Annotated in this window: 15 protein-coding genes; 7 read left to right on the plus strand and 8 right to left on the minus strand. The window is 47.6% G+C overall.

Features of this window, described 5'->3' with window-relative positions; translation table 11 throughout:
• Positions 1 to 416: 416 nt before the first annotated feature.
• The 3 genes from PPO43_RS13290 to PPO43_RS13300 all read left to right on the plus strand — a co-directional run bounded on the left by PPO43_RS13290 (position 417) and on the right by PPO43_RS13300 (position 3,035).
• The gene (locus PPO43_RS13290; protein ID WP_272618569.1) at positions 417 to 1,142 is read left to right on the plus strand and encodes a DUF4412 domain-containing protein; all 726 of its coding nucleotides are present in this window, start codon (positions 417 to 419) and stop codon (positions 1,140 to 1,142) included.
• Positions 1,143 to 1,177: 35 nt separating this feature from the next.
• Positions 1,178 to 1,891 carry a DUF4412 domain-containing protein gene (locus PPO43_RS13295; RefSeq protein ID WP_272618571.1) on the plus strand — a complete coding sequence of 238 codons (714 nt, stop codon included), beginning with the start codon at positions 1,178 to 1,180 and terminating at the stop codon, positions 1,889 to 1,891.
• A gap of 151 nt (positions 1,892 to 2,042) precedes the next feature.
• The gene (locus tag PPO43_RS13300; protein WP_272618573.1) at positions 2,043 to 3,035 is read left to right on the plus strand and encodes a hypothetical protein; all 993 of its coding nucleotides are present in this window, start codon (positions 2,043 to 2,045) and stop codon (positions 3,033 to 3,035) included.
• A 59-nt stretch (positions 3,036 to 3,094) separates the two neighbouring features.
• Here PPO43_RS13300 and rpsP read toward each other — a convergent pair whose 3' ends face one another.
• The 8 genes from rpsP to PPO43_RS13340 form a co-directional block, all read right to left on the minus strand.
• Positions 3,095 to 3,592 (minus strand): 30S ribosomal protein S16, encoded by a 498-nt coding sequence (gene rpsP / locus PPO43_RS16225; protein ID WP_336298910.1) that lies wholly within the window; start codon positions 3,590 to 3,592, stop codon positions 3,095 to 3,097.
• A 259-nt stretch (positions 3,593 to 3,851) separates the two neighbouring features.
• Positions 3,852 to 4,154, minus strand: coding sequence for a rhodanese-like domain-containing protein (locus PPO43_RS13310; RefSeq protein ID WP_272618575.1), 303 nt, complete (start codon positions 4,152 to 4,154; stop codon positions 3,852 to 3,854).
• 13 nt (positions 4,155 to 4,167) lie between these two features.
• Complete coding sequence (locus tag PPO43_RS13315; protein WP_272618577.1) at positions 4,168 to 4,866, minus strand: DUF4230 domain-containing protein; 699 nt, start codon at positions 4,864 to 4,866, stop codon at positions 4,168 to 4,170.
• A gap of 244 nt (positions 4,867 to 5,110) precedes the next feature.
• Entirely contained in the window at positions 5,111 to 5,614 is a 504-nt protein-coding gene (locus PPO43_RS13320; RefSeq protein WP_272618579.1) for a rod shape-determining protein MreD, read from the minus strand.
• Entirely contained in the window at positions 5,604 to 6,449 is an 846-nt protein-coding gene (gene mreC / locus PPO43_RS13325) for a rod shape-determining protein MreC (protein WP_272618581.1), read from the minus strand. The genes PPO43_RS13320 and mreC overlap by 11 nt, the downstream gene beginning before the upstream one ends.
• Before the next feature lie 104 nt (positions 6,450 to 6,553).
• Positions 6,554 to 7,588: a rod shape-determining protein gene (locus PPO43_RS13330; RefSeq protein WP_272618583.1), complete on the minus strand. Its 1,035-nt coding sequence runs from the start codon at positions 7,586 to 7,588 to the stop codon at positions 6,554 to 6,556.
• Positions 7,589 to 8,114: 526 nt separating this feature from the next.
• Positions 8,115 to 18,632 (minus strand): gliding motility-associated C-terminal domain-containing protein, encoded by a 10,518-nt coding sequence (locus tag PPO43_RS13335; protein ID WP_272618585.1) that lies wholly within the window; start codon positions 18,630 to 18,632, stop codon positions 8,115 to 8,117.
• A 1,187-nt stretch (positions 18,633 to 19,819) separates the two neighbouring features.
• Entirely contained in the window at positions 19,820 to 20,641 is an 822-nt protein-coding gene (locus PPO43_RS13340) for a mechanosensitive ion channel family protein (protein ID WP_272618587.1), read from the minus strand.
• A 247-nt stretch (positions 20,642 to 20,888) separates the two neighbouring features.
• Between PPO43_RS13340 and pruA the strand changes: the two genes are divergently transcribed.
• The 4 genes from pruA (at position 20,889) to PPO43_RS13360 (ending at position 25,829) form a co-directional block, all read left to right on the plus strand.
• Entirely contained in the window at positions 20,889 to 22,517 is a 1,629-nt protein-coding gene (gene pruA, locus PPO43_RS13345; RefSeq protein ID WP_272618589.1) for an L-glutamate gamma-semialdehyde dehydrogenase, read from the plus strand.
• A gap of 223 nt (positions 22,518 to 22,740) precedes the next feature.
• On the plus strand, positions 22,741 to 23,271 hold the full coding sequence (locus tag PPO43_RS13350; RefSeq protein ID WP_272618591.1) for a dihydrofolate reductase family protein: 531 nt from the start codon (positions 22,741 to 22,743) through the stop codon (positions 23,269 to 23,271).
• 78 nt (positions 23,272 to 23,349) lie between these two features.
• Positions 23,350 to 24,774, plus strand: a complete 1,425-nt coding sequence (locus PPO43_RS13355; RefSeq protein WP_272618593.1) for an SUMF1/EgtB/PvdO family nonheme iron enzyme — start codon at positions 23,350 to 23,352, stop codon at positions 24,772 to 24,774.
• 14 nt (positions 24,775 to 24,788) lie between these two features.
• Positions 24,789 to 25,829 carry a T9SS C-terminal target domain-containing protein gene (locus PPO43_RS13360; RefSeq protein WP_272618595.1) on the plus strand — a complete coding sequence of 347 codons (1,041 nt, stop codon included), beginning with the start codon at positions 24,789 to 24,791 and terminating at the stop codon, positions 25,827 to 25,829.
• Positions 25,830 to 25,899: the final 70 nt, after the last annotated feature.

Raw genomic sequence — 25,899 nt, forward strand, 5'->3', positions numbered from 1 at the left:
AAAAAAAAAGTTCTGTGGAATTGGTGGTTGGATATCTCTGCTTTATGTGATTTGGGTCACAAAGGTAACTCCTTTTTTTTTGACAAAAAAAATAAATTTGTGATAAAAGCTTAAAAATCAATTTGGAACCAGATAATTTATGAGTCTGTTAAGTAAATAGTCGATTTTGGTTGTATTTTGGAGCATCTAAAATTGGTTGATTTTGGAGGGGACAGGGCGCGAAGCGCCCGCAGGCTGAGGGATGGACAGCAGTGGCCCGTAGGGCCAGACCGAGGCGCCTTTGGCGGCGCAGGGCCGAGCAGACCTGCGAGCTGCGAGACAGCCCGACCCAGCCGCAGGCTGGGGCAGCCCCAAAACAGAATTATTTTATTTGTAAAACCAAGAGCTTTAGGGCTCGAATAGAAAACGAAGTATTCATGCGAAGAGCACAATTAGCTATTTTTAGCCTCATTTTATTTTTAGGTTTGGGCACAACCTCTTTGATGGCCCAGAAGAAAATGACCGAGGGTTATATTAAGTATACGATGAATATGGCAGGGGAGGAAGAAAACCCTATGGCGGCGATGTTGAACGGTTCGGAGATGAAGGTGTATTTTTTGGGCAGTCAGGTGAAAACCTCAATCAATATGATGAGTGGCATGATGAACATGAACATCATTATGGATAATGAGGCTCAGGCTGGCTTGATGCTGATGTCGATTCCAATGATGGGAAAAAACATGGCGGTAGAGTTGACCAAAGAGCAGATAGAAGAGATGAAAGCCCAGCAAAAAAATGTGGGAGCTAGCCAGCCAGAATTTAAGTACTTTAAGCGCAAGCGGAAGAAAATTGCAGGTTATAAGTGTAACAAGGTAGAGGTAAAAATGCCTGGTGTAGATGAGCCGTTAACCATGTATGTGACTAAAAAAATTAAGCCTGCAGGGCAAAGCCAAATACAAGAACAGCTTCCAGGTTTGGATGGATTTCCACTTCGGTATGAAATTAGCCAAGGAGGAATCAAGTTGGTTTTTGAGGCTGAAGAGATTTCAAATAAACCACCTAAAGCAGAGGTATTTGATCGCAGCATTCCAGAAGGTTATGAAAAAACGACCCTTGAGGAGCTAGGCGGTATGCAAGGCTTAGGTGGTGGTTTTGGCCTCTAAAACAGATATTTTACTACCATTTTATATTCCATTCTATGAGAAATTCAGTTTTATTCCTGCTCTTTGCGGTTGTTTTTTCCCTTCCTTCTACCCAAGCGCAGTTTTTCCGTTCTAAGAAAATGGATAAGGGGAGCATTACCTATACCCTTAATGTAGAAGAAAGTAAGGACCCTCAGGCTTCTATGGTCAATAATTCTACGCTCAAATTGGTCTTTCATAAGGGCGACCTAAGAGCAACAGGAGCTGTTATGGGCGGCTTGATGATGGGAGATCTCATTATGAGCAGTAGCAGCAGCAAAGGTTTGGCTTTGATTCAGATGATGGGCGAAAAAACCGCTATGAAAATTCCTTCAGAAGATATCAAAAAGGTACAGAAGGAAATGACTAATTTAGACAAAATTGCTACAGAGTTTAAGGATGTAAAAGGAGGCGACAAAGAAATTGCAGGCTATAAATGCCGTAAGGTCTTTGCTCAACATCCTAAAGATCCAACGACTAAAGTAGCCATTTACTTGACCGATAAAATTGATGCAAGTGCAGTTTCTTTTATGTCGGAAGTTAGTGAAAAACTAGGGGGCTTTCCTTTAGGGATCGAGGTGGACAGCCCGGAGGGGAAGTTCTCTATGTTGGCTACAGAAATTGATAAATCTACTCCTTTGAGCAGTAATTTTGATATGACTATCCCTGAAGGTTATACCGAAAAAACAGCTCAGGAATTGCAAGAAGCGCCTCCCACAATTGGGGGATAATTTCCCAGCATAATCCATTTTAAAATTACCTCTAGGCCTAGCTTAGGGGTAATTTTTTATTTTGGGCAGACGTTCTTATTTTGCAGTCCCCTTTTAAGTTGAACTCTCTTGCTAAATGAGTTCATGATGAGTTTTTAACGAATAATTAGTTATGATGCTTCGCCACCTTAGTTTTCTAATCCTATTTTTGGGCTGTTCTATGGCCCTTTGGGCACAGCCCCAACGCTTTAATGGAGGCTTTCCAATCTGTACGCCCGATGAGAGTCCGGCCGAAATTGAACCAGAAATAGACCAAACGCTCAAGGCTATTTATGGCGGTTGCCAGTTGGCCCTAGATGAGCGTGTTTTGAAAAAGAGAAAAGATCCCGAAGCCTATATCGTTAGCGATTATCAGGAGCAGATGCTAGCCTTTATTGCCTACGCTCAAGAACAAAATACTAAACTTAATGGACAACCCCGAAAAAAGCTGTTAGAGGAATTGGAAAGCCTACTCAAAAAGGAAAAATTTGAGGATGCCCAGCTTTTACTCAAAAAAGAAAAACTAGAGGGCTTGGGCCAAGAAGATTGGCAAACCCTCTATTTCGCCTGGGCCAATTATCGCTACGAAGCCCAAGCGCAAGCCCCTTGGCTAGACCCTATCAATCGCCGAACCAACCGTCGCTACCGAGCCATTATCAATTATGTAACTCAACGCTTTGAACAACCCTTTGGCCAACAAGCCCAAATGGGTGGGGTAGTGGCCGATGCCGCCCAAGCCCTGAGCAATTGCATGGCTTATCCCGAAAACCTCGCCTGGCAAGGAGAAGGCGGCTTCAATATGAAAAAAGAAGACGAACTCCGCCGCCTCGCTTCCGATATCGCCTATCTAGAATGGCGCACCCAAGAGAAAGTTAATGGCCGCCGAGCTTATGCCATTGATCGCAAAGCCATTATGAAAATTAAATTGGCCCTTTTTGATGTGATCCAAAGTATGGAGAAGCAAAAAGGAAGCTGGCACAGCTCTTCAAAACATGGCGAAAACCTAGAAATTCTCTATAATCTCACTTTCGATAATGATTGGCGAGTAGACGCCAGTAGCGCCCTCAAAAGAGAAAGCGAAAATGAAGAAAACAGCCCCAACTTACCCAGCCGAATAGAATACTAAACCCACAAAAAAAGGGGATAAGCTTTAAGCTTATCCCCTTTGTCTTAAGTCACAATGACCTAGGCTTCTGCATCAGTTCCTTCTTCAGTAGAAGCTTCAGCCTCAGTGGTTTCAGGAGCAACCTCTACCTTAGGCTCAGGCTTGGCAGGAGGCGTTCCAAAAATCATCTGACGTTGCTTTTCTAGACGCTGCTTGGTTTGCTCACGACGAGACTCTACCACAGCTTCTTTGCCTTCCACCCATTGCGCTAGTTTAGCATCAGCCTGCTCTTGAGTAAGAGCACCCTTAGCTACACCACGCTGAAGGTGCTTCTTGTAGAATACACCTTTGAATTTCAAAATGGCACGAACAGTGTCGGTAGGTTGTGCACCTTTCATCAACCAGTCAAAAGCGGCATCACGATCAACATTGATTGTAGCAGGTACAGTCAATGGATTGTAAGTACCAATGCGCTGAATGTACTTACCGTCACGGGGAGCACGAGAGTCAGCAATAACGATGTGATAAAAAGGAGCTTTTTTGCGTCCTTTGCGTTGCAAACGAATCTTTACGGGCATGTCTGTAAAATTTAAGCCTGTGATTTGATCCCCCACTGAACTTGCTGAACAAGCGGTGGGGCTTTACGAAAGCACAAAGATACACTCTTTTCTGAGTTTTTTCTTTTTAGTTCTTCTTTTTTTGGGGCTGCCCCTCCCTGCGGTCGGGTCGGGCTGTGCGGGGGCTCGCTGTTCGCTCGGCCCTGCGGCGGCTTTGCCGCCTCGGTCTGGCCTGCGGCCACCCCCTGCCATCCCTCAGCCGTAGCGGGCTGCGCCCGCTCTAACTGTTCATCAGTTCATAAATGCCACCAAAGAGGTTGTAGCAAACTAAGTCTTTGCGCAGGCCCCTTATTCTTTGTATGGCCAATTGGCTGCGCAATCCTTTGCGACAATAAAGGACCAGACAGCTGTTGGGCGGCACGCGCTCAATAAAAGCACCTAAATCAGATAAGGGCACTAACTGCCCTCCAATATTAAATTCTTCATGTTCATGTGCTTCTCGAACATCGACCAAAATGAAGTTTTTCTCTTGGGCCTGCCATTTTTTTAGGGACCTTAAATCAATTTGCTGAATACCATTCATAAGTTGGGGGATTTTATTCTAGGCCTTGAGTGGCCTTTTTTTCAGAAAGGGGAGGAATTTTTATTCTAATCAGAGAGTCTGCCGAGGGAGCTGCTTTCTGCTGATCTTCTATGTTTTTGGGGGCGGATCTGACGGCCTCAAAGGTCCAGCCATTTTGCTCTACCAAGAGTTTGATGAGGCCCAAATTGCGCAAACCTTCTCGCCGAGCTTTGGCCATGAGTTCGCTTTCTTGGGCTTCTTCGCGTAGCATTTTTTTGACAACGACATTGATGCTCGTCAGCTCCTCTTCATTAAAGGCGTTAAAGACCCCTTCTTGAATGTCGTAGTACTCTAAATCATGGTCAATAGACAAAATCTGAGGATCGGGCAAATTGCGCACCCGTACAATCTTATTGATCTCATCTACCTCCCAGTTCAACTGACTGAGATCGTAGCCTACAGCCACCTTGGCCTTGACTTTTACCAATGCTTTTTTGCGCAGTGGACTAATATCATAGGCATAAAAGTTATTGTACTCATGCACATTAGAAAATTCGCCCTCTACGGTAACCAATTTGGCTACTTCTTTAATGCGCTCCAGCAAAATTTGTTGCTTGGCCTGAGGCATAGGATCCCTTTTTTCTAAATTTTGGCCCACAACAAAGAAATGGTAGCCTGCCGCTCCAGCCAAAGCTCCCAAAAACATAAACAGAAGATAATCAAAAAAACGCATAGAACTAAAAGCTTTAAAAGGGTTTATTGCTAAAACTAAGCTTTTATTCTAAGATTTTGTTGAATTTAGGGCCATATAAGTTTGGCCCTAGAGGAGCGCAGCGACTGGCTGAGGGATGGTAGGGGGTGGCCGAAGGCCAGACCGAGCTTTTTTGAGCAAAGCGAAAAAAGCGATGGGCCGAGCGAGCAGCGAGCCCCCGCACAGCCCGACCCGAGCCCTTGGGCGAGGGACAGCCCCAAAAAATCTAGACCTTTACTCTAAATATAAACTGATAGAGCAGGACAAATAGAAAGGAAATGACAAAGCTGAGCAGACAGCGGGCCAACCACAACCAGCTAAAGCTGAGATCTTCTAATAGGGTGGCCATGATCATGTAGGCGCCCATCATCAGGGCGGTATATTGAATGATCCAACTGCGGCCCAGACTTTCTTTGCTGAGGAGTTGGCCTGGCTCATAGCCCGAACTGGGCTCAATGATGGCGCAAATGAGTGGCCGCAAAAAGGCTAGGGCAACCATCACGGCCGCATGTAGCCCAAAACTATTGAGGAAGGTATCGACGCCCAAACCAAGGGCAAAAGCCAAAACAAGGGCCAAGACCATTGGAATTTCGAGGGGGAGGAGCAGGACAAAAAGCGGGTGAATATAAATATCAATCAGCTTGAAATCTACATATTTGAAGAGCAGACCCTGCAACAACAAAACAAAGATAAAGCGGAAAATATTGATGCCAAAAAGGTTATTGCTCATGGATAGAAGCTTCTAATTCAATTTGTTCGTCTCTCAGAATATTGTCCACAATATAAACTTTATCGGCCTGGCCTAAATCATTGGTCAATTCAACCGAAATATTGTAGAAATTACTACCAGGCTCTATATAAAAGCTATCAATTTTCCCTAAGAAAATATCTTTGGGAAAAACCGTAGAAAAGCCACTGGTCAAAACGCTATCTCCTTTTTGGAGGGCCAAATGCTTGGGAATATCATGCAGTTGCATGTAGCGAGGATCTTGGCCATCCCAACGCAGTACCCCCAAATAGTTGTTGCTGCCAATGCGGCTACTAATGCGGCTATCCGTATTGAGTATAGACATGACCAAAGCATAATGCGTAGAAACTGCCCGAATGACCCCCACCGCCCCTTTTTGCGTATTGGCCAAAACAGCGGTGTTTTTTCGCACCCCATGCTTGCTCCCTCTATTGAGCGTCAGGAAGTTCTTTTGCTGATGCACGCTATTATTGACCACCGTAGCAGCCAAATAATGATATTGCTGCTCACTTAAACTATCCTCAGCCCCCACTGTGGCCGAATCGAGTAAATGCGAAAACTGCGTACTGGGCAGCTGCATCTTTAGTCGGGCATTTTCTTGGGCCAAAGAATCATTCACCGCAGAGAGGTTCCAATAACGCGACCAACGATTTTGGTAATCGTAAATTCCCCCCACCATGCGATTGGCAGAACTAAGAAAGGCCGTCTTTTCTGGAGTTGCATTTTGGCTAAAGTAAAAGTTTAGCGCAATCAACTCTAAGATAAAGAAGGCAAAAACACCATGATAGCGAATAATGAGCTGGCTAAACTTATTCATAATAGGCAATAAATAGGGCGTGTCGGACCAGCCTATACCGCTCCGACACGCTTTATTTTTTGGAGAATTATAGTCCACTATAATTCTCTAGCAACATCTTCGTCTTAGAGGCTCTTCTGAGAAATGAGGAAAGAGAATTTTGCAATATTTTGCAAGGCAATGCCCGTTCCACGCACTACCGCGCGAAGTGGATCTTCGGCAATGTGTACAGGCAATTTGGTCTTTTTGCTAATGCGATTGTCCAAACCACGCAAAAGCGCTCCTCCACCAGTCAAATAAAGGCCTGTACGATAAATATCCGCCGCCAATTCTGGAGGGGTACTCTCCAAGGCTTTCAAAATGGCCTCCTCAATTTTGGCCACAGATTTATCCAAACAGCGGCTAATCTCTTTATGAGAAACCATAATTTGCTTGGGAATTCCCGTCATCAAATCTCGACCATTTACAGGATAATCCGCAGGCGGTTCCTCTAGGTTTTGCTCTGCAGCACCTACATGAATCTTAATTTGCTCGGCTGTGCGCTCTCCAATCAATAGATTGTGCTCGCGACGCATATAGTTGACAATATCAAAGGTAAACTCATCTCCAGCCGTACGGATAGATTGGTCACAAACGATACCCGCCAAAGCAATAACTGCAATCTCGGTCGTTCCTCCCCCAATATCAATAATCATGTTACCAACAGGCTCGGTCACATCCAAACCAATCCCCAAAGCAGCAGCCATAGGCTCGTGAATGAGGTAGGTTTCGCGAGACCCCACATGCTCGGCTGAATCAAAAACAGCACGCTTTTCTACTTCGGTAATGCCAGAAGGAATACAAATAACCGTGCGCATGCTGCGAAGCAGCTTTCGGCGGTTGGGAATCATATCAATTAGCCCCTGAATCATGCGCTCCGCCGCCTCAAAATCAGCAATTACGCCATCTTTCAATGGGCGAATGGTTTTGATCTTTTGGTGGGTCTTTTCGTGCATCATCATGGCCTTTTTTCCTACGGCCATAACATCATTGGTATTGCGGTCTACGGCCACAATAGAGGGCTCATCTACAACTACTTGATCGTTGTGGATGATAAGTGTATTTGCAGTCCCCAAGTCGATCGCAATCTCTTGGGTAAAGAAGTTGAAGAATTTTTTCATAAGGAGTGGCAAGCTTTATACTTGGCTAGTAGGTTGGGCAAAATGTCTTTGAGCACTAAGGGTTAATCGGCTTAGGCGCAAAAATATAATTTTTAATCTATTAAAGTAAATTTATACGGATTCAAAATAGAGATGTGAATATTTTTTGGGGCCTGCCGCCTTTGGCGGCCGGGCCCTTGCGGGGCTCGCAAGTCTGCTCGGCCCATCGCCAGCAAGCTGGCTTGGTCTGGCCTTCGGCCACCCCTGCAGGCCCCTAGGCCAATAGAAAGCCCTGTGGGCGAGCAGCGGCCCAAGGGCCGCCCACTAAAATCCGCCTAGATGTTTTGGCGTCCTACAGGCCCAGAGCGCCGCGGCTGAGGGATGGCAGGGGGTGGCCGCAGGCCAGACCAAGCTTTTGAGCAAAGCGAAAAAGCGCAGGGCCGAGCAGAACTGCGAGCCCCCGCACAGCCCGACCCGAGCCCGAAGGGAGGGGCAGCCCCACAAAAAAAGGACTCTCCTCATGGAAAGTCCCTTTGTAAAATACAACTTATCGCAAGAGCTGAATGCTGCCCTTTAAAACTAAAGTATGTCCATCTATAAATTCTAGTTCAGCATACCAAGCATAAACCCCAGAATTCATCGGTCGGCCCTTAAAGCTGCCATCCCAACCCCCTTGGGGATCGTTTGGTGCTAAGTTTTGGCCCTCAAAGACCAACTCGCCCCAACGGTCATAAACTCTGAAGAGTTTGACCAGCTGTAGGCGATCATCTCCCTGAATAAAGAAGCGATCATTGGCCCCGTCACTATTGGGCGTAAAGGCATTGGGCGCCGCCGCAATTCGCTCTTTGTCAATGAAGACTGTAATGCTGCTATCCAAGCGACAACCGCGCTCGTTTTGGGCCACAAATTCATAAATCGCCCGATCAAAAGGCCGCACCCACAACTGATAACTGCTATCGGTCAATAACTGATTGTTCAAGCTTTCGCTCCAGCTGAAACTAACGCCCGAACTATCATTGAGCAAGGCATAAAGCAGCAAGCTATCGCCATAAGCTAGGGTGGTATCGGCTGGACCAAATTGCTGCAAGAAGAAGGGCAAGCCCGCTTCTACACTCACTAGGGTATCGGCCACACAATCATTATTGTCTCGAACATAGAGCGCATAATCAGCCGCTGCCAAAGCAGGGAAGTAGGGAGATGCCTGCCAGTTTATGCTATCCAAACTGTAGCTATAACCGCCCAATGCAGTAGAACCGCCCTGGGCCAAGATTAAGATACTTCCATTGCTTTCGCCCAAACAGCGCACAGAATCGATCTCTGCAGATAGCTCAAGCGGAGCGGGATCCACAAACTGAATGCTGTCTGTTTGCTGACAACCATTGGCATCGGTGGCCGTTACGGCATACCAAGCAGCGCCTAGGCCTTGGGCCAGCGACTGTGTATCGCCATGGGACCAAAGATAGCTGTATGGGGCTGTACCTGAATGGGCCAAGGCTTCCACACTAGCCGTTTGATCTCCAGTACAACGAATATTGCTTTGCGGCTTGAGGGTTAATCCCAAGGCGGGGGGACCGCCCAAGACATATTGGAAGTCTGAACTACAGCCGTTTTGATCGACTACCGTCAAATTATAGAGCCCTGCAGCCAAGCCCGTTAAGGGCTCCCCAACTTGTCCAGTAGACCAAAGGAAGGCATTGACTGGAACCGAAGAAGACTGATAGCTAATGCTGCCATCGTCGCCTCCAGCACAAGCGGGCATATTCAACTGCATATTGAGTTGTAGGGGCGCAGGATCGGTAATCTGCAGCGATAAATCAGCTGTACAACCATGTCTATCTGTTACGGTCAGACTGTAGCTCCCTGCCCCTAGGTTTTGGGCCGTGGGCGCTGTTTGCCCATCTGACCATTGATAGCTCAGCGGAGAGGTTCCGCCGCTAGCTTGTACCTGAGCTTGACCATTTTGTTCGCCTTCACAGCGAGGGTCTTGGCTACTAACTAAGGTTAATTGTATGCCAGCAGGCGCTCCCACTTGAGCACTTAAATTGAGGGCACAACCATTGGCATCGGTAGCTGTAAGGCTATAGTTTCCAGCAGTTAGGTTAGAGAGGATAGCGCTGTTGCCGCCATTGGACCAACTATAGTTGTAGTCGCCATTGGCTAAGGGCGTTCCTCCACTGATGATTGCCGTGAGCTGGCCCGATGCGCCATTTTGGCAAAGGGCATCCTGTACATTGATATAGCCCATCAAGCCACTTGCTGGCTCATCAACAACTACTTGTCCCTGAATGCTACAACCATTGGCATCGGTAACTGTAAGTTGGTAGTTTCCTGCGGCCAAGCCCGTCACTTGTTGCGTTTGGGCCCCATTGGACCAAAGGAAGCTATAGGGGAGGGTTCCGCCTTGTACACTAGCTGTCGCTTCACCATCTACTCCTTGCAAGCAGCCTGCAGCTTGGCTACTTAAGCTGAGTTGAAGAGCCGCTGGAGCTAAAAGTTCAAAACTATCGACTAGTTGACAACCGCCTGCATCGCTAACTGTAAGGCTATGCCAGCCTGCGCTCAAGTTGCTGGCATTGGCGCTGCTGCTTCCATTGGACCAGCTATATTGATAGGGGGAAGTTCCACCGACCACTACGGCTTCTAGTTCGCCATCTGCTGCATTATGGCAGCTAGGCGCCTGAATTTGATTGATGGCGAGTCCTAGGCCCATTGGTTGGCTCAACTGAATGTTGGCATTCTGCTGACAACCTTTAGCATCGGTCACAATCAATTGATAGCTGCCTGCGGCTAGGTTTGTAGCGGTAGCAGTGGTTTGTCCATCGGACCAAAGGTAAGTGTAGGGGGCCGTTCCTCCTGTAGCTACCACTGTGGCCGTACCAGAGTTTTGTCCCTGACAGTTGGGGGCGGTCGTCTGCAATTGAATTTGTAAGCTACTGGGCTCTTCTACTAAAACGCTAGCTGTAAATTGGCAGCCTTGCGCGTCGCTAATTGTCAATTGGTAGTTGCCCGCCGTCAATCCTCTAGCTTGTTGGCCGCTTTGGCCATTGGACCATAGATAATTGTAGGGGGCGGTTCCTCCACTCGCTTGGGCGAGGATCGCTCCATCGCTACTGCCTGCACAACTGGCCGAATCTACTTGGAAGCTAATTGCTAGGGGAGAAGGGCTATGCAAGCTGGTCGTTTTGACCAAACTACAGCCGTTGGCATCAGTTAGGCTTAGGCTATAACTCCCTGCAGATAGGTTAGTGGCCGTAGCTGTTGTTTGTCCATCGGACCAAAGGTAAGCATAGGGGGCTGTTCCTCCTGTCGCCAAGGCGACTAGGCTTCCATCATTGCCATTAAAGCAGCTAGGATCATTTGGGCTAAGCTGTAGTTGCAGGGGCGCAGGAGATGTAATTTCTATGCTATCTTGAATTTGGCAACCATTGCCATCTCTCAGCTGAACAATGTACCAGCCTGCGCATAGGTTGCTCCAGTTGTTATTGGGACCAAAGACTTGACCGTTTTGGCCAGGGCCCAAAAGGCGATACTCATAACCATTTTGGCCTAGTGTGCCTGTGCCAGCTACTGCTTGATAGATAATCTGGCCATCGCAGCTATTGGCACAGCTAGCCGCACTTACTGTTTGTTGGGCAGCAAGGGCCAAAGGCGCGCTAATCTCTATGCTATCAACAGCAGTACAACCATTGGCATCACTAAAGCTGACGCTATACCAACCCGCCGATAGGTTTTGAATCAGAGCTGTATTTTCCCCTGTAGACCAACTGATGAGATAAGGGCTAGTTCCGCCCTGCGCCTGAACGCTAAGCGCTCCATCACTAGCGCCTGCACAGCTAATAGTTGCCCCATGATAGTTGCTGTAAATACTAATAGTTGGTTGTATAGCCGAGGGTGCTACTAATTGTATGCTTGTTGTGGCCTGACAGCCTCTAGCATCTGTGGCGGTCAGACTATAGTTCCCTGCTGCTAATTGCTGTAGATCCTCAGTAGTATCTCCTGTAGACCAAAGGAAGCTGTAGTTTGGCGTTCCCCCTTGGGCATCGGCATCAATCCAGCCATCTGTTCCTTGATAACAGCTCGGATTTTGACTATTTAATACATTGGCAATAACGGCATTGTTGGGTTCTTGTACGAAAGCCGAAGCGGCAATACTGCAGCCATACGCATCGGTAACTGTAAGCTGATAGGGACCCGCTGTTAGGTTATTGATATTAGTTGTGGTTTGTCCATTGGACCAAAGGTAGCTGTAAGGCGCAATACCTCCACTGACTAGGGCTGAAATGCTTCCGTCTGCCCCAGCATTACAGCGTACAGAGTCGGCATCTAGTTGTAGGGCCAAGGCTGTAGGCTCTGTAATTGTCCAGTTGCCCATCCAACTACAAGCATTAGCATCGGTAACAGTAAGTTGGTAAAGTCCAGCGGCTAGGCTGCTAATCGTGCTTGTTGTTTGTCCATTAGACCAAAGATAAGTATAGGGGGGAAGGCCGCCTTGCATAAAGACGCTCAATTCCCCATTCTGTTGGCCCGCACAAATGATGTTTTGCTGCTGTATACTATCTAATAGTAGGCTATCGGGGGCAATAAGCAGCACACAGCTACTGTCTTGGCAGCCATTGATGTCTGTTACGCTAAAACAGTAGTTGCCTGCTGCTAGACTGTTTTGTAGGGCTTGCTGACTACCATTGCTCCATTGGCCCTGAAGGCTTCCCCAGCCCCCACTATAGTTAGCTTCTAGCTGTCCATCTTCGGCAGTGGCGCAAGAGGTGGTATAGCCATTATAGAAGCTTAGGGTATCAATGGTCAACTGTATAGCAGCAGGGGCTTGTAGACTAATGCTGCTACTATCTTGGCAGCCATTCTGGTCGCTAATCGTAATGGCGTAATTCCCAGCAGCCAATCCGTTGATGCTGCTCGTGCTAGCTCCTGTACTCCAGCTGTAGCTATAGTTAGCCGTTCCGCCAGTTACTGTTGCACTAAGCGCAGCATCCGTGGCCCCAAAGCAAGAGATTGGACTACCATTGTAGTCTTGATCTATCGTAATGTTTGCTATTAAGGGGTTAGGCTCTTGAATACTTACCAAGATGGTGTCCATACAGCCTACATCATCAATAACTTGGACTAAATAGTTGCCCGCTGCTAAGGCTGAGAACTGTCCCGTTTGGTTGGTATCTCCAGCCATGATATAGTTGTAGGGAGCCTGTCCGCCTGCGGCGGTTAAGCTAAAGGCGCCAGAGCTATCGCCAGCGCAATTGAGGTCCTGACTAGCCAGTAAACTGATTTGGATAGGACTAGGCGGCACAGGAATATTCAATTGTAGGGTGTCATAACAACCATTGCGGTCGCTAATGGTCACACTATAATTGCCCGCACAAAGATTAGTGACCAAGGAGGTACTATCTCCATGAGACCATTCATAATAGTAGTCTGTTGAAATGCTTCCGCCAATTGCCGTTATAGCCGCAGAACCATCACAAAGACCTGGACATTGGGGCAGGCTTCCATTGACTAAAGTTGCCTGCACTGGGCTTGGACTGCCAATTTGGACCGTCATGCTATCCTGACATCCATTGTTGCTACTAACGGTAACGCTATAAGTTCCTGCACAAAGGCCTGTGGCCGTGGCTGTAGTTTGATTGCCTGCGGCCGCATCCCATAAATAGTTGTAGTTAATGGCCAAACCTGAAAGGGGTAAAACTGTAGCAGAACCATCACAGCTGCCCAAACAGCTCTCATCTCTTTGAGAGGCAAGCTGCAACCCCAAAGCGTTGGTGCTATCGACAAAAACACTATCAATAGCAGAGCAACCCCCAGGTCCAGAAGAGGTGACTGTAACGGTATACCAGCCCGGACTAAGGTTCGTGATGACAGAGTCTACGGCACCATTCGACCATTGGAAACTAAAAGGAGGTGTTCCCCCTACAGTCGTTGCTGTGGCCGTACCATTATTGCTGCCACAACCCGAAGGAGTAGAGGTCGGCATAGGCACTGGGCTAGTCGTCGTCTGTATCATGAATGTCCCATTGTTGCTTCCTCCAAGGAAGTTAAACCCACCATCAATCTGGACAATATAAGGGGTGTTGGGTTGCAGGTTGGTATAAGTGAATGACCAGTTTATCGGCTGGGTCATACAGCTATTAAAGCTTTGGCAATCAACCAGCACATCAGGGTTATTATCGCAAGGGCTGCTATCTTGGAAGAAAGAGATATTAAAACCATCGCCGGGCACGGTGCCCCCAATACAGTTTCCACTAGAGGTGGCATTGATAATACTTAAAGTTACGGCACTACCATTACAGTCAGAGACAAAGTAGTAGTAAAGAGAATGCTCAGGGTCATCTCCCTCTCCACATTCAAAATAACCTGGGGCGCCAGCTGCAACTCCTTCTCCAGTAGCCGAGGCCGTGTTGAAGCAGTAAGGAACATTCGGTTGAATGGGGTAGGCAATGGCATTGAGGCAGTTGTCGGCCCCACAACCTTCCGATACGCAGAGTTCAAAGTTCTCATTATCATCATCTCCACCATCGTTGAAGACTTGGAGGAGGATTTGGCTGCCAGGAGGAGCGGCAATCTCAAAGCCGACATCGCCACTAAGGCCGCCTGTACCACAAGCTAGCTGTTGGAGGTTGCCGCATCCACCGCTATAAGCCACAACTACTAGGTCGGAGAAGTCGCCAATAGGAGAGGAGGAGCTAATCCCATCATCATTACCCTCTACAAGAGCTACACCACTACTGGGCATGGTAAAGCTATACCAAGTTTCTCCACAATTTTGTCCACAACTACTGGCTTGGCTAGCGGTAGGCACGCCATAATTGTAGCTGTTCCAGCTGCCACTGCCATTGGTACAAGATTCTGATTGAACGGGAATGCTGATGGCATTTTGGCAGTAGTTATTGACGGGCTCAGGGTCATTGGGTTGCCCTGTACCAAAGAGCGGCTCCATATCCCGAACTCGGATGGTGAATTCCCCTTCTCGATTTAGGCCCTCTCCATCGACTTGGATGAAGTAAATGTTGCCGGGCGTCAAACAAGTTGCTTCGACATTCTCGGTAATGATTGCCGTGGGGAAGTTCGAGCCATCACTTAGGCTGAGTTGGCCCGTACAACTATTTGTTGAGGAGCCGAAGATGTAGACTTCTGGGTCTATCCCAAAGATAGGATCATTGCTTTCCACTTCGATCTCTACACGGCCTGAAGGCGGAGCCGTAAACTGGTACCAAACGCTATGTTCGGCATAGCCGCCCAAACCTGGCTCTCCTAATTCTACATTAGCACATTCATTGGTCTCATTGCCTAGGCTAGCAAAGCTGCCTGTGGGCAGTCCAAAGTCGTAGGCATCACAAATGTTGTTATTATAAGGGAAGCTGGTGCTTCCTCCATCATCTTCGATCTCAATCGTGAAGTAACCTTCTTCTACCCCAAAGTAATCTTCTTGTCCATCTACTTGTAGATAGTAGGTTGCCCCTGGAACCAAGCAAGTAATGCTCATTGATTCATCGTTCAGTAGGGGGTCGTAATCACTACCCATTTCTAGCCAAGGGCCTGCACAAGTGCCGCCGGGACTGTACCAAAGGGCAAGCTGCAAGTTGGGGTTGTCGCCCAAACTTGCGGGGTCTGATTCTAAGCTGATACTGATATTTCCAGAAGTAGGGGCCTCAAAACTAAACCAGACGGTCTCATCCACCGCAAAGGCCGAGGGATTAGGTTCGTTGGGCTCTACCGTAGCACAGTAGTTATTGTAACTGACGTTATTGTTGATGCTGCCTCCATTGGGAACGGCTCCTAAGGGCGTGGCATTACAAATGTTGTCGTTGGCAGGGAAAGCGCCAGCCCCATCATCTTCAATCTCAATCGTAAAGTAACCCTCTACATCAATGAGGGAACCATCTACTTGGACCCAGTAGGTCTCTCCTGGAACCAAACAGGTTAAATTGACCTCCGCATCAAAGCTTAGGGTGGGATTGTCTACTCCTTCTTCCAAAAGTTGGAGGTTGCCCGTACAGCTTCCATTAGAAGAGCGGTAAACGGCCAACTGTAGGTCTACGCCATTGCCTTGGTTATTGGGATCAGACTCTACACGAATGCTAACCTCTGAAGAAGTGCTGGCCCCAGCATGTGCAGGTGCCTGAAAGCTAAACCAAACGGTCTGTTCTATATTAAAGGGAGCGGGTTCTCCCGATTCCGTATCTGCACAAAAATTAGAATAGTTGATGTTGTTATTGATTCGGCCTCCAATAGGTACAGCGCCCAAGGCTTCTGCATTACAAAGGAGGTCATTAGTGGGAATTGGCACAGAGGGGGCCTGACTGATGGTCAAATCAAAGTAGCCCTGCACATCTAAGAAGGAGCCATCCACCATGATGAAATAGGTCTTGCCCGCATCTAGACATTGTACGTCCATATCTTCATCAAAGAAGCCTGGATCATAATCACTTTCTACTTCTGTGAGGGTACCTGTACAACTGTTATTAGAAGATTCAAAAACAGCCAATTGAATATCTATGGCGTCTTGAGAACTAAAGGGCGTAAAGGTAGTGGCCGAAATGTCTACGGCATAAGGTCCCCCTGTGGCAGGGGTAGTAAAGCTGTACCATACGGTCTGGTCCGCATCAAAATCATCTGGATTCGGATCGCCAATGGCATCGGCACAGAGGTTATGCTGATTACTGATGCTTTGGGGGCCATTAGTAAAGGGATCTCCCAAAGGAATCGCATTGCAGATAAGATTATTAGGGGCTACGGGGATAGGCGGAATCTCGCGGATTGTAATATCAAAATATCCTTCTTCGGGGTCCAAAATAGCGAGGTCTGCACCATTCACTTGTACATAGTAGACATCCCCTGGGTTCAAACAATAGACCTCTAGGTCCAAATCAAAGACGACCAGGTCATCTCCGCTGTTCATTTCTCGCCAACTGCCCGTACAGCTAGCCGCTTCCCAAACAGCTACTTGTAAATCAATGGGATCCACTCCATTAAGTGGATCATCAGAGCTAAGCTCGATCTCTACATTACCGCTAGCGGGGGCCGTAAAGGTATACCAAACTGTTTGGTTAGGGTTAAAGGCGCCCGGATTGGGCTCTCCAGCTCCTGTTGCACAGAAGTTGTTCTGACTTCCATGTTGTGGACCTGGACTGCTTCCTATCTGCCCTCCTGTTGGGTCGCCCAAATAGATGGCATTACAAGGATCATCATTTGTTGCGGGGGGATCGCGAGGGTCTCCATAGATTTCCAGATCAAAGATACCCTCTTGGAGGTCGGGGTCAAAAAGAGCGCCCTCTCCATCTACCATAAGGAAATAGGTTCGCCCTGGAGTAAGGCATTCTACCTCCATGTTTTCATCCCAGACGACTCCAATTCCATCATGTTCGCTTTGCACTTCTGTCAAGGGATCGGTACAAGTTTGGTTAGCGGCATCAAAAACAGCCAATTGTAGATCAATTTGGTCCGAGCCGAATAGACTTTGGTTCTCTGCTCGAATTTCTACCTTACCTGAGGGGGGCGCAACAAAGGTATACCAAACGCCACGATCATTCCCCCAGTTGTTGGGGATGGGCTCAAAGAGATTGTCTGCACAATAGTTATTCTGATCGGTTAGTCCTACGGTACCGCCAGCAGCAGGGGCCCCTAGGGCAATTGCATTACAAATCTGGTCATTGGGAGCGGGGGGGATTCCTCCGTCTCGCACTTCCAGATCAAAGATACCATCTACATTAAGGGTAGAGCCATCTACCATAATATAATAGATGCGGCCTGCTTCCAAGCAGCGCACATCTAGTTCTTCTCCAAAGCCAGTTGGATCATAGTCGCTATCTACTTCGCTGAGGGTTCCTGTACAGCTATTGTTCGAGCTGCTATAAAGGGCCAACTGAAGGTCTACGGCATCTGTCCCGAAGGGGGCCGGTTGGTCACTATTGGCCTCAATGATGACATGCCCAGAAGGAGGGGCCTCAAAGGAGAACCATACGCCCTGCTCATTGCTCCAATTGCCAGGAACAGGCTCATTGGCATTGCTCGCACAAAGGTTAGATTGGCTGAGGGCGATAGTCTGAACTTGCCCCCCTGCTGGAACGGCACCCAGATGGGTAGCTGCACAGATACTATCGGCTGATTGCTGCACCCCAAGGTCAAAAATTTCTAAGCCGAAGTAACCTTGGCCGTCATCTGTGAAGGGGATGCCGCTATCTTCCCCATCTACTAAGAGAAAGTAGGTGGTATTAGGCTGCAAGCATTCTACACTCATTTCTTCATCGTAGAGGGCGCCTGCGCCCTGATAATCTTCGGCCACTAGGCTAAGGGCGCCATTACAAGTTCCTGTAGAACTTTCATAAAGGGCCAATTGTAGATCAATCCCATCCCCTAAGTTTTGGGGATCAGAGATAGCCTCAAAGCGGAGGCTAGCGCTGGGGTTGGGGCCTGTGGTAAACTGAAACCAAACGCCTTGTTCATTGGCATTGCCCCAGGGGCTAGGTTCTAAGGTATTAGTTGCACAGAAGTTCCCATAGTTGCTTAGGCTGTTGTCGCCAATAGAACTGTTGCTATTTAGGGTGCCTAGGTTGATGGCATTACAAATCTGATCATAGGCTTGGCCTGCATTGACAAAGCTTCCTGTTGCCCGAACGGTAAAATCTACCTGTCCCCAGCTGCTGTTCCCACAACAGTTGGGAATGCTTAGGGTATAATTGACAGAGGTCCCTGCAGCGGGAGTTGCAAAGTTCTGACAAATCTGGGCCAAACAAGTTTGGTCTACCACACAGGCGGCTCCATCATCCTCAAAGGCTCTAAAGCAGAGCTGAATAGTAGCGGGATAATCTGTTGCACAGATAAAGTCCTCATCGTATTGCCTATTGGGGGCATCGGTAAAGCAGGCCCCCGATTGGGGGTAGGTGGTCCAGCCTTGGCTTTCTATATTGACCCGCCATTGGGGATCGGGACTTCCGCCAAAGATGCCGTCTGTACAACTGGTTCCCGCTGTTCCCGAGTTGATGATGACCTCTAGACGAACTTGGGCCTGCAGGCTCCAAGTACAGAGAAATAGGAGGCCGATTAGGTAGATATGTCGCATATAGCTGTTTTTTGTCAAACAAAATGGAGGGCTAAAAATAAGAAATCATTAGCAGTTCTTCACTAAACGTTTGTCTACAGCCTGCTTGTTGTCAAGGGGACTGATTTTTTGGGGCTGCCCCTGCGCTGCCTCCCTTCGGTCGGCCAAGCCGCCCTAGCGGGCGGCTCGACGCTTCGGGTCGGGCTATTTCGCAGCTCGCAGGTCTGCTCGGCCCTGCGCGGGCTTTGCCCGCTGGGTCTGCCGCCTTTGGCGGCCCTGCTCCATATCCCTCAGCCTGCGGCTCGCTGCGCTCGCCTGTACGCTCTAAAAGCGGTATTCGTCGCTTCGCTCCTCATTCGCCCATAAATCCCCGCCCACCCACCCCTCCTCAGGATTCCTTAAGGAATCCTTCGGGGGCTTGGGCGGGGATCTTCTTTTTGTTGGTCCTCAATCTCCGCTCTTTGGTCCTAATTGGCGAAAGTTCCGCCCCTTAAAGCTGGTCCTAGGCCCTAGTTTGGATCTTTTTAGGGGGGCAGTGGCCGCCAGAGCGTGAAAACGGAGAGTGGATTTAGGTCTGTGGCCGCCACAGAGGTAAAACGGAGAGCGGATTTGGGTCTGTGGCCGCCACAGAGGTAAAACGGAGAGCGGATTTGAGTCTGTGGCCGCCACAGAGGTAAAACGGAGAGCGGATTTGAGTCTGTGGCCGCCACAGAGGTAAAACGGAGAGTGGATTTAGGTCTGTGGTAGCCACAGAGGTAAAACGGAGAGCGGATTTAGGGCTGTGGCTGCCACAGCGTAGAAACGGAGAGCGGATTTAGGGCTGTGGTAGCCACAGAGGTAAAACGGAGAGTGGATTTGAGTCTGTGGCAGCCACAGCTTCAAGCCGTCTAAAGAGTAGGCAATAAAAAGGGGGAATACAGGGCCATCGTTTTGAGGGGGAGGGGAAAAAGGAGAGGAGAAGGCATAAAAAAAGGCCCAAGACAACTGTCTTGGACCTTTTAACTTCTATTAGAGCTATAGATTTGGCCAAAAGGCCAGCAAAGTAGTTAGGGCGAGCTCTTGCTGTGGCGCTCGGCCTAGCGATCTGCAGCAGTGGCCGTCAGGCCAGACCGAGGCGCGAAGCGCCGAAGGGCCGAGCGAAGAGCGAGCTGCGGAAGGTAGCGCCCGCCGAAGGCGGGAGGCCCCAAAATACCCTAATCTAACTGCTTTTAATCATTCTTATGGATATGAACATCCATTTGAGGGAAAGGGATATTAAGGCCCTCCTCATTGAAGCGGTTATAAATCTTCTCATTCATGTCAAAAGTTACGCCCCAGTAATCAGAAGACTTGACCCAAAGGCGAACTGTGAAGTTGATTGAGCTATCGGCTAGTTCGGCTAGGGCAATAAAGGGGGGAGCGGGTTCTTGGAGGATACGATCATCTTTAGCGATAATGTCGTTGAGTACCGCTCTGGTCTTTTCGGTGCTATCTCCGTAGCCGACCCCTACGGTAAGGTCTACTCTGCGGAAAGGCTCCGTAGAGAAGTTGGTAAGAGAGGCATTAGATAGGCCGCCGTTAGGGATGACAATCGTTTTGTTATCGGGTGTTTTAAGGATCGTATTAAAGATTTGGATCTCTTTAACGACACCGGTAAAGCCTTGGGCTTGGATAACATCTCCGACCTTAAAGGGTTTGATAATAAGGATAATGACTCCGCCGGCGAAGTTCTGTAGGGTGCCAGAGAGGGCCATACCTACGGCAAGTCCCGCTGCACCAAGGATCGCGATAAAAGAGGTCATTTGGATGCCTAGTACATTAAAGATACTGAGGACCAGAAGGACCTTGAGGGTCATGTTGGTTAGGGAAACGAGGAAAGGACGTAGGGAATCGTCGATCTTTTGTTTCTCGAGCATTTTGGCGAGCATCTTTGTCACTTTGCCGATGACCCAGAAGCCAATAAAGGCGATAAATGCGGCACCAAAGATTTTTGGGCTATAGGTAATAGCCAGCTCGGTAACTAGTTTGATTATTTCTTCGATATTCATCATAAGGTTAAAATATAAAAAGTAAAGGGTTAATAAAATGCTGTGATTGCTCACAAGATAAAATAATAAATCATACTCCTTTTTCCAAAAGGCAAATTAGAGAGCGGCAAAGTTGAAAATGGTCACAGGGGGGCTTAAAAAAACTTTTAGACGAGCTTTTTTTGTAAGCCAAGGCTGATTCTCTATTTTAGCCGCATTGCTTACATACTGAACAGCATTTGTTTTGTTCAAATATAAAAACACAGCTAATATGGCCAATGCTTTTTTCAAGATTCCGACACCGAAGAATGAGCCGGTAAAAGCCTATCGCAAGGGTAGTCCTGAGCGTGCATCGCTTAAAGCCGAACTGGCGAGATTGAAGGGAGAGGAGTTAGAAATTCCCATGATTATTGGGGGAAAAGAGGTGCGCACCGGCAATTTGGTGAGCATTCATCCTCCGCATGAGCTTAAACATACATTAGGTCACTACCATAAGGGAGGGGCTAAAGAGGTAAACATGGCTATTGATGCTGCGCTAGCGGCTAGAAGTAGTTGGGAGAACACGCCATGGCAGGAGCGTGCGGCAGTTTTTCTCCGTGCGGCAGAGTTGTTGGCGGGACCTTATCGCGATCGGATGAATGCGGCGACGATGTTGGCGCAATCGAAGAACGTTTTTCAGGCGGAGATTGATGCGGCTTGTGAGATGGTAGACTTTTTCCGTTTTAATGCGGCCTATTTGGAGCAGGTTTACAGTGATCAGCCCAATTCGGCGGCGGGGATATGGAATCGTTTGGAGCATCGTCCTTTAGAGGGCTTTGTGTTTGCGGTAACGCCCTTCAACTTTACGTCAATTTGTGCCAACTTATGTGCTGCGCCTGCTCAGATGGGTAATGTTGTCGTTTGGAAGCCTTCTGATACGCAGATTTATTCAGCCAAAGTGATTATGGACCTTTTCATGGAGGCGGGATTGCCTGCGGGCGTAGTGAATATGGTCTTTGCGGATGGTCCTGTAGCGGGAGAGGTTTGTTTCAAGCATCCTGAATTATCTGGTTTACACTTTACTGGGAGCACGAAGACCTTTCAGTATATGTGGAAGACCATAGGGGAGAACATTCATAACTATCGTTCTTATCCTCGCATTGTTGGGGAGACAGGTGGTAAGGATTATGTTTTGGCTTATAAGGATGCCAAGGCGGAGCAGGTGGCTACGGCTCTTTTGCGAGGTGCCTTTGAGTATCAGGGGCAGAAATGTTCGGCGGCTTCACGGGCCTATATTCCTCAGAGTTTGTGGCCTGCGGTAGAAGAGAAGCTAGTCGCTGATTTGAAGACCGTAAAGATGGGAACCGTAGAAGACTTCAGCAATTTTGTCAATGCGGTGATTGATGAGCGGGCCTATGACAAGATCACGGCTTATATTGAGCAAGCCAAGAAAGACGAGGGCGTAGAAATTATTGCTGGAGGGAATCATTCTAAAGAAGAGGGGTACTTTATTGAGCCCACAGTAATTGTAGTGAAGGATCCGCATTATGTTACGATGAAGGAAGAGCTCTTTGGTCCAGTCATGACGATCTTCGTTTATGAGGATAATGAGTTGGATGCAGCTATCTCGGCTTTAGATACGGCTTCTCCTTATGCTTTGACTGGTGCTATTTTTGCTACGGATCGCCTGGTAATCAATGAGTTAATTGAAAAACTCCGTCACACTGCTGGTAATTTCTATGTAAATGACAAACCAACAGGTGCTGTTGTTGGGCAGCAGCCTTTTGGTGGTGGACGTGCATCGGGTACTAATGATAAGGCGGGCTCTTATCTCAATTTGTTGCGTTGGGTGTCTCCACGTACGATAAAAGAGAACTTTGTACCGCCTACAGACTATCGTTACCCCTTCTTGGAGGAATAGCATAAGCTGTTTAAGCGATAAAACGGGCTCACTACAAGCAAGTTGTAGTGGGCCTTTTTTATGGGGGCACAGTTTCTTATTGGAAAAAGGCTCCTTTTGCGAATGTCACTTTTTTAAAGATTCTAATATTTTAACAGCGAATATATGAGTCGATTTATAAATAGCTTCTGTATATTTGTTTTGTTAAATTGATTGCGTAGCGAAAAAAAGATAGTTCAGATCGATGAAGATCAAACTTTATATTGCCCAGTCATTGGATGGTTATATTGCGGGACCAAATGGAGAATTAGATTGGTTGGAGGAGGTTCCGAACCCTAAACAGGAGGACTTTGGCTATACGGCTTTTTATGAGAGTGTTGATCTTTTATTGTTTGGTCGTAAGACCTATGAGGCCATATTGTCTTTTGGTATAGACTGGCCTTATGTAGGTAAGCAGAGCTTTATTTTTAGTCGGTCGGAGCAGTTGGAATGTCCAACGCCTGACAGTTGGCAGTTGCAGGATATTGATTCTGTGACAATAGCGAGTTTGAAGCAATTGAGTCAGAAAGGGATTTGGTTAGTGGGTGGAGGTAGTTTAATACAGGGCTTTTTGGCGGCTTCAGCAATTGATGAGATGATCATATCAGTAGTTCCTTGTCTTTTGGGCGAGGGCATTCCCTTATTCCCTTCTTCTTGTTCCCCATCTAATTGGCAGTTGCTGGAGACGCAGCGATTTGCCAATGGTATCGTCAATTTACATTACCTAAAAGTGTAGATGAGCACAGAGATATAAGGCCTTTAGGGGCAATTGAGAACGAGTAATTATTTTTAGTACCTAAACTTATATTTTAGTATGAAACAGCTTTTACCTCTGCTGCTCTTTTGCAGCTTGAGTTTTGGTTTGTGGGCCAACAATCTACAGATTAGTAATGTGACTTTGACCAATGACTCGACTTTGACGTTCAGCATTAGTTGGGAGAACAGTTGGCGGATGGATGGGACGCCTCCTTACAATCATGATGCAGTTTGGTTATTTGTAAAGAAGCGGGATTGTGCTTCTAGTTTGTGGAGCCATACGGATTTGAGTGTTACTACGGCACATCATACGGCTGGAAGTCCCTTAGAGGTCTATGTTGATGGAAAGGACAGTAGTTCGGTAGCCAAGGGCGTCTTTGTTCGTCGTCGAACGGATGGGGTTGGCAACATTAGTAGTGTGAGTGTATCCTTGCGGATGGTGGGATTGGTTCCGGGCCAGTTTGATTTTCGTGTATTTGGGATTGAGATGGTGAATATTCCAGAGGGGGCCTTTTATCTAGGAGATGGGGGGAGTTCAGGTTCTTCTTTTAGAGAGGGAGCAGCGACAACACCTTATCAAGTGACTTCTGAGGGCGCTATTGCTTATGGTAATACTGCAGGGAAGTTGTATGCTGCTTCTAGAGCTTTAACTGCGACTATTGCGGCGGATTTTCCTAAAGGATTTGCGGAGGTATACTGCATGAAGTATGAGATTTCTCAGGGACAGTATGTCGATTTTGTGAACTCTTTACAGTCTGATCAAGCGATTGCTAGAAGAATTGTGGGAAGCGCAGCTTCTAGAACTAATGTTACTGGAAACTGGCCCGTGATTGTGGCCAATACGCCTCATCGAGCTATGGGGTATTTGGGTTGGGCTGATTTATTGGCTTATTTGGATTGGGCGGCTTTGCGTCCAATGTCTGAATTTGAGTATGAAAAAATTTGTAGAGGCCCATTAAATCCTGTAGCGAATGAGTACGCTTGGGGAACAAGCTTAGTGACGGATGCGAATACCTTGGTGACTGATGGAACAGCCACAGAAACGGCTTCTAATGCAGTGACGCCTGGTTCGGGACTTTGTAATTACAACAATAGTACAGTATTGGGCCCAATGCGTTGTGGTTATGCGGCTAAGCCGGGTACAACTCGTCAGCAGTCGGGGGCCACTTACTATGGAGTAATGGATATGTCTGGAAATGTTTGTGAGCAGATGATTCATTCGTATAGTGATGGGCAATTCTTTACGGGTGATCTTGGCGATGGAGAAATCTCTGTGGCGCCTAATGCAGGACATGCGAATAATATATCATGGGCTCGCCCAGAGGCTGCAAATGCTTCAAGTACAGCTCCTGGTCGTATGATTAGAGGGGGGAGTTACTATATGACCTATACCTACCTTAGAGTAGCCGAACGTTATTATGGATCGACCTATGCTGATGATGGTACTCGTCTAAATTATGTTGGGGGCCGTGGTGTCCGTTAAAAAACTTATTCCTTATGCGATATATTTATCTCTTTTTATGCTGCTTCCCGGCTGTTCTTTTTGGACAATTCACGGGGGGGAGTGGCTCTGGGGTAGACAGTGCGGGAATAGGAGGATTGCTTTGTAGTAGTTTTACTAGTTCATCTGTAAATGGAGGCTCTGGTTATGGCCAAAGCATGCTAGCAGCAGCGGTCAATTGTATTCATTTTACTGGAAACAGCAGTTCGGGCCAGAGTCAGGCTATGGTGGCTGCTGCAGTCAACTGTATGTTATTTACAGGAGATAGTCTTTCTGGTCAATCGAATGCCTTTATGCCGGCTGCGGTTAACTGTTTACAGTTTTCTGGTGATCGTGCTTCTGGTGCGCAGTATGCTTATTTGGATGATGGCCTATCTTGTCCTCAGTTTATGGCTTCGGCTGCTGGGGGGAGTGGAACCTATAATCGATCTTATTCCGATGATCAGGGCGTTTGTGCTGTGATTACGCTTCCGATAGAAGGTTCTCCGCTCTTTGGAGAAAAAGAAGGCCGAAAAGGGCGACTGCATTGGCAGACCTTTGCTGAAATAGGTTGTGAGGGCTTTGAAATTCAGAAGAGCCGAGATGGTTTGAATTGGGAGGCCTTGGGTTGGGTAGCTGGACAAGGCTATAGCCAACAGACTACTTCCTATGAGTTTTGGGACGAGCAACTACAGCCTGGTATTCAGTATTACCGCTATAAGCAAGAGGATTTTGATGGTAGTTTTTACTACTCTAATGTAGTGGCTATAGATGAGCAGGAAGGTGCCTTCAATCCGAATGTGTTTACCCTTTATCCCAACCCTAGTCGAACTGGGGCCCAAATCAGTATTGATGGTTGGCTGAGTGAAGACTTAGCAATTGAACTGACCGCAGTAAATGTACTGGGGCAAAAAATATGGTCCGAAAAGGTCCGCTTTACGGAAGGGCGATACACTTATAATTTGCCGGCTGTTTTTGAAGCTGGAAATTATTGGCTGTTGCTTTCGGTACCCGAAAAGGGTTTCCGAAAGGTTTTGCCCTTTGTAGTGATTCGATAAAAGAAAAAAGGCTCCCGATCGGGAGCCTTTTTTTGTGCGTTGGTCCTTTCTGCGTTTAGCAGGCCCAAAG

Origin of the sequence: Saprospira sp. CCB-QB6 (assembly GCF_028464065.1) — a bacterium.
Classification (GTDB): domain Bacteria; phylum Bacteroidota; class Bacteroidia; order Chitinophagales; family Saprospiraceae; genus Saprospira.

Bases quoted from the DNA above. Each gene is read 5' to 3' on its own strand.
- PPO43_RS13290 (WP_272618569.1), top strand. From the start codon at position 417: ATGCGAAGAGCACAATTAGCTATTTTTAGCCTCATTTTATTTTTAGGT.
- PPO43_RS13295 (WP_272618571.1), top strand. From the start codon at position 1,178: ATGAGAAATTCAGTTTTATTCCTGCTCTTTGCGGTTGTTTTTTCCCTT.
- PPO43_RS13300 (WP_272618573.1), top strand. From the start codon at position 2,043: ATGATGCTTCGCCACCTTAGTTTTCTAATCCTATTTTTGGGCTGTTCT.
- rpsP (WP_336298910.1), bottom strand. From the start codon at position 3,592: ATGCCCGTAAAGATTCGTTTGCAACGCAAAGGACGCAAAAAAGCTCCT.
- PPO43_RS13310 (WP_272618575.1), bottom strand. From the start codon at position 4,154: ATGAATGGTATTCAGCAAATTGATTTAAGGTCCCTAAAAAAATGGCAG.
- PPO43_RS13315 (WP_272618577.1), bottom strand. From the start codon at position 4,866: ATGCGTTTTTTTGATTATCTTCTGTTTATGTTTTTGGGAGCTTTGGCT.
- PPO43_RS13320 (WP_272618579.1), bottom strand. From the start codon at position 5,614: ATGAGCAATAACCTTTTTGGCATCAATATTTTCCGCTTTATCTTTGTT.
- mreC (WP_272618581.1), bottom strand. From the start codon at position 6,449: ATGAATAAGTTTAGCCAGCTCATTATTCGCTATCATGGTGTTTTTGCC.
- PPO43_RS13330 (WP_272618583.1), bottom strand. From the start codon at position 7,588: ATGAAAAAATTCTTCAACTTCTTTACCCAAGAGATTGCGATCGACTTG.
- PPO43_RS13335 (WP_272618585.1), bottom strand. From the start codon at position 18,632: ATGCGACATATCTACCTAATCGGCCTCCTATTTCTCTGTACTTGGAGC.
- PPO43_RS13340 (WP_272618587.1), bottom strand. From the start codon at position 20,641: ATGATGAATATCGAAGAAATAATCAAACTAGTTACCGAGCTGGCTATT.
- pruA (WP_272618589.1), top strand. From the start codon at position 20,889: ATGGCCAATGCTTTTTTCAAGATTCCGACACCGAAGAATGAGCCGGTA.
- PPO43_RS13350 (WP_272618591.1), top strand. From the start codon at position 22,741: ATGAAGATCAAACTTTATATTGCCCAGTCATTGGATGGTTATATTGCG.
- PPO43_RS13355 (WP_272618593.1), top strand. From the start codon at position 23,350: ATGAAACAGCTTTTACCTCTGCTGCTCTTTTGCAGCTTGAGTTTTGGT.
- PPO43_RS13360 (WP_272618595.1), top strand. From the start codon at position 24,789: ATGCGATATATTTATCTCTTTTTATGCTGCTTCCCGGCTGTTCTTTTT.